Annotated in this window: 10 protein-coding genes; 4 read left to right on the forward strand and 6 right to left on the reverse strand. The window is 36.6% G+C overall.

The genetic code is table 11. The features are described 5' to 3' along the window. Both FTT77_RS16740 and repM read right to left on the reverse strand, forming a co-directional pair. Positions 1-216, reverse strand: a 216-nt coding sequence (locus FTT77_RS16740) for a hypothetical protein (protein WP_180182529.1), incomplete at its 3' end; no start/stop codon positions are given. Beyond that, entirely contained in the window at positions 213-1,142 is a 930-nt protein-coding gene (gene repM, locus FTT77_RS16745; RefSeq protein WP_004871874.1) for a replication initiation protein RepM, read from the reverse strand. The genes repM and FTT77_RS16740, both read right to left, overlap by 4 nt. Positions 1,143-1,912: 770 nt before the next feature. On the opposite strand from repM, the gene FTT77_RS16750 reads away from it, so the two are divergent. The 3 genes from FTT77_RS16750 (at position 1,913) to FTT77_RS16760 (ending at position 3,363) form a co-directional block, all read left to right on the forward strand. Then, positions 1,913-2,542 (forward strand): hypothetical protein, encoded by a 630-nt coding sequence (locus tag FTT77_RS16750; protein WP_078194520.1) that lies wholly within the window; start codon positions 1,913-1,915, stop codon positions 2,540-2,542. Between the two features lie 232 nt (positions 2,543-2,774). Further along, positions 2,775-3,086, forward strand: a complete 312-nt coding sequence (locus FTT77_RS16755; RefSeq protein WP_096902542.1) for a BrnT family toxin — start codon at positions 2,775-2,777, stop codon at positions 3,084-3,086. Further along, positions 3,049-3,363 carry a BrnA antitoxin family protein gene (locus FTT77_RS16760; RefSeq protein ID WP_096902543.1) on the forward strand — a complete coding sequence of 105 codons (315 nt, stop codon included), beginning with the start codon at positions 3,049-3,051 and terminating at the stop codon, positions 3,361-3,363. The genes FTT77_RS16755 and FTT77_RS16760 overlap by 38 nt, the downstream gene beginning before the upstream one ends. A gap of 23 nt (positions 3,364-3,386) precedes the next feature. Here the strand turns inward: FTT77_RS16760 and FTT77_RS16765 are convergent, their stop codons facing one another. The 3 genes from FTT77_RS16765 to mobQ all read right to left on the reverse strand — a co-directional run bounded on the left by FTT77_RS16765 (position 3,387) and on the right by mobQ (position 5,301). Then, positions 3,387-3,638: a hypothetical protein gene (locus FTT77_RS16765; protein WP_004969151.1), complete on the reverse strand. Its 252-nt coding sequence runs from the start codon at positions 3,636-3,638 to the stop codon at positions 3,387-3,389. Positions 3,639-3,835: 197 nt separating this feature from the next. Beyond that, the gene (locus FTT77_RS16770) at positions 3,836-4,333 is read right to left on the reverse strand and encodes a hypothetical protein (RefSeq protein WP_180006217.1); all 498 of its coding nucleotides are present in this window, start codon (positions 4,331-4,333) and stop codon (positions 3,836-3,838) included. After that, a complete protein-coding gene (mobQ, locus tag FTT77_RS16775; protein WP_180006216.1) occupies positions 4,330-5,301 on the reverse strand; it encodes a MobQ family relaxase in 972 nt (323 codons plus the stop codon). The genes FTT77_RS16770 and mobQ overlap by 4 nt, the downstream gene beginning before the upstream one ends. A 363-nt stretch (positions 5,302-5,664) precedes the next feature. Between mobQ and FTT77_RS16780 the strand changes: the two genes are divergently transcribed. Continuing rightward, entirely contained in the window at positions 5,665-5,949 is a 285-nt protein-coding gene (locus FTT77_RS16780; protein WP_074947903.1) for a mobilization protein, read from the forward strand. Here the strand turns inward: FTT77_RS16780 and FTT77_RS16785 are convergent. Further along, a partial coding sequence (locus tag FTT77_RS16785) for a hypothetical protein (protein ID WP_180182530.1) occupies positions 5,946-6,153 on the reverse strand: 208 nt, incomplete at its 5' end. The two genes, FTT77_RS16780 and FTT77_RS16785, sit on opposite strands and share 4 nt — an antisense overlap.

Genomic DNA, 6,153 nt, shown 5'->3' on the forward strand with positions numbered 1-6,153 from the left:
CTTGTCTTCTATCTGCAAATTATCTCGATAGTAAATTAAGTCCTGTATTTTGCTTTCCATCTGCATTTTTTCGGTGGGTTCGGCATCTTTGGATAGTCGGGATAATAGGAAGATATAACCGCATATATTTTCCCTCGCAATTTCATAATTTACGATGTCGAGGTATTCAACGGTCACATGCTTTAGATCGGTTGATAGGTTATTTAATTTAATCATGGCTGAAATCCTGATTTTTCTAAAATTGGATAAAGCTCTCTGAATTTTTCAGGCTCTAAAAGCATATCAGCGATACGAATAGCAAATTGTTGGTAGCTTTCTGTACCTTGTGAATATTTCCCCATTTCAGGCATTTCTGACATTTTATTCGCAAATAAATGGCGTTGTGCATCGGTCATTTTTATAAAAAAATCAGGCGTGTTTGGATCTCTTTTTGCTTCAACTTTTGGCTGTTGTTTTTGCTTAAATTTGAAAGAAAAACCTGAAATGATCCGTCCTTTTTTATGCTGTTCATACGTTACAGTAATATCAGTATGCTCATTAATTTGTTTAATTGATGGTTCAAGCACACGCTTTTTAAAGTCACTCATGGCGGTGTATTCACTATCAACAAGACCTAATCTGTTTCTAAACTCACTAAGTTCTAGTTGTGGAACTTTTCCAACTTCACGCCAAGCAATCAGCAATTCATAAAGCCTAGTGGCGTATTTACTGGTTAGGTGAGCAACTTGTTTAGCTTCATATTTTGTAAAGTGTTCTTCCAATCGTGTGATTAAAGGCACTACATCAGGAGCAAAAGTAATTTCTAACAATGCTAGGTCATCTACATAAAATATACGGCTTACCCAGCGAGATCGAACAATGCCGACTTTGCCTGTTTTTTTATATTCGGCTGTATAACTAAATTGACGATTAAACAGATTATTTACAGCTTCTCTCAAAGCTTTATATGACGCATCGGCAGATACATTGAATAGCTTGGCGTAGTCACTAGCATGTATTTCCAGTTTACTATCCGCAGTGATTCCTTGTCCCGATTCTCTAGCATTAATGATAGCTAGCATGATCAAACGTTGTTCCGTTAGCTCTAGGTTGTAACTGGCATTTATTAGAGCATTATCTTTCACGACTAAACTATTTTTCATAAGAAGAACTTATTATTATCTAATTAAAGGACAATGTAATCTAATATCTTTTTAAGGTCAATATTTATAATGTCCTTTAATTAAGAGCAAATGTCCGTTTATACAAGAGCAAATGTCCGTTTATACAAGAGCAAATGTCCGTTTATACAAGAGCAAATGTCCGTTTATATAGTCTGTAACACTTACTACACAAGGGTTTCAACCTGTCTAAAAGCATTAAAAGCTTTAAAAATAATTAAAAGCCTTTCGAGAGGGGAGTGCAAACTGCCCTATGTACTCGCTAAAGCTCGTACTCTATTGAAGCTCGTTCCTCGCTTCGTGGGGCAGTTTTTGGTTAATACTGTTTGTGAAATCTAAAAACAAAAGCATTTGTAATGTATTCGCTTCGCTCATACTTTTTGAAAAGCAAAAGCTCCAAAGTTCGCACCCATTCGGGATGCTCTGTATCTACCGTTTAAAATCTAAAGGAAGCTTGTAATCAGAGAAAAGGCGAGCGTGAAATTTTGATGATGCTCAATCGCTCGTAGACACTCGCTCGGTTCTTATTATCTAGGTTTTAATTATTTAATGGAGCTAATCAAAGTTGTGAAACATTGCTTAAATAATAGGCGTGGAACGTGAAAAATCATAAAAAAAGCCCACCTTGGGGAAGATGGGCTATAAACTAGAAACTACAGCATTGATTTCTAAGTGGAATTATAACGTATTTCGTATAAGGTGTATTATGTTAATTTTAGGAAAGCTTAAGATAATTATTAATGAGTGGCTTAATGAATAAAGAAATTTCTGTATTACTGCATGACGTTCCTACTCATGCAGATTACGCATGTGATGCAACAGATTTAGATCCAGAAGATATTCCTGAAGATCGTATAGAACAAGTCATAAATTTATTAAATTCTTCTGATGAAAATATTGTATTTGAGGCAGCAAAACTTCTGACTAATTGGGGACAATCCTCTGGTTTTGATGCATTAGTAAATTTATTAAATGAAAATAAATTAGTTGGTTATATAGATCATCGTTTACATGGTTATGATGATACACTTCAGCATGTACTTAGAGCTTTTGTTCGTTATTGGGCATTCCAAGCTGATCTAGGATTTGGTGAACAGGCTAGAATAAAAATATTTCATCCTATACAAAAGATTATAGAAATATCTAATACAGAACCATTTGATATTAGTCGCTTATTTTGGTTAATTGATGATGAAAAATACGATGAATATATTCCTTTAATTAAAAACCATTTAATCCAAATAATAGATCATCCTGAATTACAATTTTGGAAAATCCATGATGCTATTGAACTGATGCTGAAATTAGAGCCTGAGTTTGTTCATAATTTATTAGAAGAAAAAGGCAAAACATTGGAAGACTTTAAAATTAACACTTTATAAAGTTATACATTTAACATAATGGTGGTTATACGAAATGCATACATTGAAATTTATAAAAATCAAAAACTTATGCTATAAATAATGTGCTCGATGATGTCGAAAAGCCGGCTTGGAAACAAGTCGGCTTTTTTATGTTCGATTCTGTAAGCTTTTGCCAATAAAAAATGGAAGAACTTTGCAAAAGTTACAATTTTGTATTAACATTTTTATATTAACAAAAAGCGATGCAACTATGGAAATTGAGTTTTCATGGGATGAGCATAAAGCAGAAATAAACCTTAAAAAGCATGGTATAGCTTTTGAAGATGCGACATTGGTTTTTTACGATGCTCATGCCTTATATAAACAGGATCGCTTTGAAAATGGTGAATATCGTTGGCAAGCGATAGGTATGGTACATGGGCAAGCTGTTTTATTGGTGGCCCACACAGTACAAGACCATAATGGGATGGATCATATCCGCATTATTTCGGCACGACAGGCAGAGAAAAAAGAGAGGAAACAGTATGAGCAAAACCGTTACGTACAAAGTAGATTTGAATAAACCTCCTGTTTTGTCTGAAGAACAAAAGGCAAGACTTGAAGCTCTGGCTAAACGCGCAGACAGTGAAATAGACTTTTCCGACATTCCTGAACTTGATGAAAGCTTTTGGAAAAATGCTGTCCAAAATCCGTTTTATAAGCCAACTAAACAAGTGACTACAGTACGCATTGATGCAGATGTCATGCAATGGCTAAAAGCACAAGGCAAAGGCTATCAGACACGTATGAATAAGATTTTACGTGATGCAATGCTGAATGATTTAAAAAATCACCCATAAAAACGGAGCTTAAGCTCCGTTTTTTACAAACTATTTTTAAGCTTATAGAATCTAAATTCGGGGTAAATTAAACCTATAATAAAAAGAATGGTAAATGCTATCCATAGAAACAAAGCCATAGCTCTAAGCTGTTCTTCATTCCATGAGCTTGATTCCATATCTAAGAAAAAGATACTCTTCCAGCCTTTAATATAATCAGCTCCACCCCATGAAATAATCCATTTGAACATTAAGCTAACTGCCAAATAAATAAGTACCCACACCCATGTAGACATAAATTACCTTATTATTTTTAATCACTTATTGGATAATTATAACTGATCTTAATAGTCTTATTTAACATAAAATCTCTTATGCGAAATTTCAGCTCGATGCTTTGAAATATGGCTTTAGCCATGTTTCAAAGTCGGGCAACTTTGCGCTTGCTGTAATCTGATCAGTAATAAGAAAAACCAAGCAAAGTACCGATCAACTAGTATTTTTTAGGGTCGATCTGACACCAGTCATACGTTTTTTCTTTGACACTACTCGGTTCAAACGAATAGCAATTTTTCCTCATGATTCTCACCAATGTTTCACCATCACTTTCTCTAATTTGTAGCGGATATTTTTTTAGTAAAGCCATATCAGCTCTACGGTTATCAATTTCGTCTTTGCTTGGCACGTATAAGAAGATTGCCAAAATGAATACCATCATCACAGCCACAAACGTGCTGGCAAAAATAAGGATAAGTTTTAAGTTGAGCCTGTTTGTAGCTTCGTTTAATGCCTGAATACTGTTGTTTAATGCACCTGTATGCTTCTTATTTGCGTTTTCTAGCGATTTTTCAGCCTTGTCTAGCACTCCACTAGCGACTTGGTTGTAAAACTGCTCTAATCGCTTCTTATCGTCTGCTATGGCTTCTCGATATTCCTTCATGGATGCCAATAAAATATATAACTGGTCATCTAAATCATTTTGATTACTCATAATGACATTCCGCCTCTACTTAGTTTTTGAGATGCCTTGCGGAGTGCTTGCTCGGCTCGTTGTTTATCTAATTCTTGCTGTCGTTTCATTTCCGCTTGGCGTTCCAGTTCTAGACGTTTGGTTTCTTGGTTCTTCTGCCATTGATCAAAACCTTGATCGACACGGTTTAAACCACGCTGTAAAACGCTCTCTTTCTGCTGTTTCTGTTGGTCAAGCTGTTGGGCGTTCTGCTGTTTCACATTGTCATTAAAACGGCTGATTTCAGTGTCTATGCCTTTTCTGCGTAATTGGGTGACTTTAGTGCCTTCATGGATGGTGGCTTGTAGTCCGTTATTCTGATCGGCATAGCTGCGGTGATCTATTTTTTCCTGTATGCCTGCTCGTTCCAAAGCACGATTGGCAAGGTTTGCCCACGTTTCCCGAATCTGTTTAATTTCGTCTTGGGTTGTACCCATACCAAGGCTTTTTCGTTTGGCGTTGCTGAGTTCAATTTCTGCCTTTGTGGTCAGAGTCAGATTGTTTTCAGGGTCTAATTCCGCCTTTCGGGTGGTAAGCATGATATGGGCGTGATGGTTCTTATCATTTCCGCCTTTGCTGGGTTCGTGGATGGCTAAGTCTGCAATCACGCCATAGCGATCAACTAAGGCCGTGGCAAAGGCTTTTGCCAAGTCCTTACGTTGATCTGCGTCTAATTCATCGGGTAGGGCGATTACCCACTCTCTGGCGGTTCGGGCATCTTTGCGGTTTTCGGACTGTTCCGCCAAGTTCCAAAGTTGGCTGCGGTCAATTTCAATATTGAGATTAGACACAATTTCGGTATGGGCGACTCCATCCTTTCTCGTAAAGTCATGCGTCAGCCCTGTACGTTTATCTTCTAGTTTTTCCCCTGCACGATAAGCCATAGATGCAACGGCAGTTCTTCCCGAACTGCGGTTAACGGTTTTGGTTGTACAGTGGTAAATCGCCATTAAATTTTCCTTGTGGCATCCACGTATTGATTACATTTCGGGCATTCTTTTCTAATAGTTTGAATGGATACTCCATTCATTTGCTCTATAAGAATTTTAGGTAATTTGTATAAAAATTCATTCCCACAGTTTGAGCATATAAAAATATGCTGTTCATCAATATTGTATTTCTTCATTTGCTTTACCGCTTTTGCTTTTGCTTTTGGGGTTAAGGGGTGTCCCCCTTACGCATCTTTTGACTTGAATGAAATTCAAGTCGTAAGTGCGCATTTCATGAAAAACACGATAGCATATTACCCGCTTGAATTTCAATTCATAGGGTCTTATGCTTGAGTGGTTTTCTATATTCCGAAATTAACCGTTATGACTAAATCTGCTGAAAATATCGAAAAGAAAATTGAAGCCCAGTTAGAGAAGCTGAAACAGTTAAAAGCACAGAAACAGGCTATTGAAGCAAGAGAACGTACCAAGCAAAAAGAACAGCAACGAAAAGACGATACTAGACGTAAAATTTTGCTCGGTTCTTACTTGATTAAGAAAATGCAGGCAAATGAAGCCAATAAAGAAAAAATACTCGCTGAACTCAACGAATATTTAACAGAAAATAGAGATCGACAGCTTTTTGATTTGCCCGACATTGAAGCCTAATTTTTCTTCGCTGTTTGGTTGTTTTGTTCGGCTTGATACTCTGGAATGAGCGTATTTAAAACCTTTTGAATATTGTCCTTGTCTTCTATCTGCAAATTATCTCGATAGTAAATTAAGTCCTGTATTTTGCTTTCCATCTGCATTTTTTCGGTGGGTTCGGCATCTTTGGATAGTCGGGATAATAGGAAGATATAACCGCATATA

Source organism: Acinetobacter sp. YH01010, assembly GCF_013420775.1.
Taxonomy (GTDB): Bacteria; Pseudomonadota; Gammaproteobacteria; order Pseudomonadales; family Moraxellaceae; genus Acinetobacter; species Acinetobacter amyesii.

Excerpts from the sequence above, each read along its gene's own strand:
- mobQ (WP_180006216.1), bottom strand. The coding sequence starts at position 5,301 with ATGGCGATTTACCACTGTACAACCAAAACCGTTAACCGCAGTTCGGGA.
- FTT77_RS16760 (WP_096902543.1), top strand. The coding sequence starts at position 3,049 with ATGAGCAAAACCGTTACGTACAAAGTAGATTTGAATAAACCTCCTGTT.
- FTT77_RS16780 (WP_074947903.1), top strand. The coding sequence starts at position 5,665 with ATGACTAAATCTGCTGAAAATATCGAAAAGAAAATTGAAGCCCAGTTA.
- FTT77_RS16770 (WP_180006217.1), bottom strand. The coding sequence starts at position 4,333 with ATGAGTAATCAAAATGATTTAGATGACCAGTTATATATTTTATTGGCA.
- FTT77_RS16750 (WP_078194520.1), top strand. The coding sequence starts at position 1,913 with ATGAATAAAGAAATTTCTGTATTACTGCATGACGTTCCTACTCATGCA.
- FTT77_RS16755 (WP_096902542.1), top strand. The coding sequence starts at position 2,775 with ATGGAAATTGAGTTTTCATGGGATGAGCATAAAGCAGAAATAAACCTT.
- repM (WP_004871874.1), bottom strand. The coding sequence starts at position 1,142 with ATGAAAAATAGTTTAGTCGTGAAAGATAATGCTCTAATAAATGCCAGT.
- FTT77_RS16765 (WP_004969151.1), bottom strand. The coding sequence starts at position 3,638 with ATGTCTACATGGGTGTGGGTACTTATTTATTTGGCAGTTAGCTTAATG.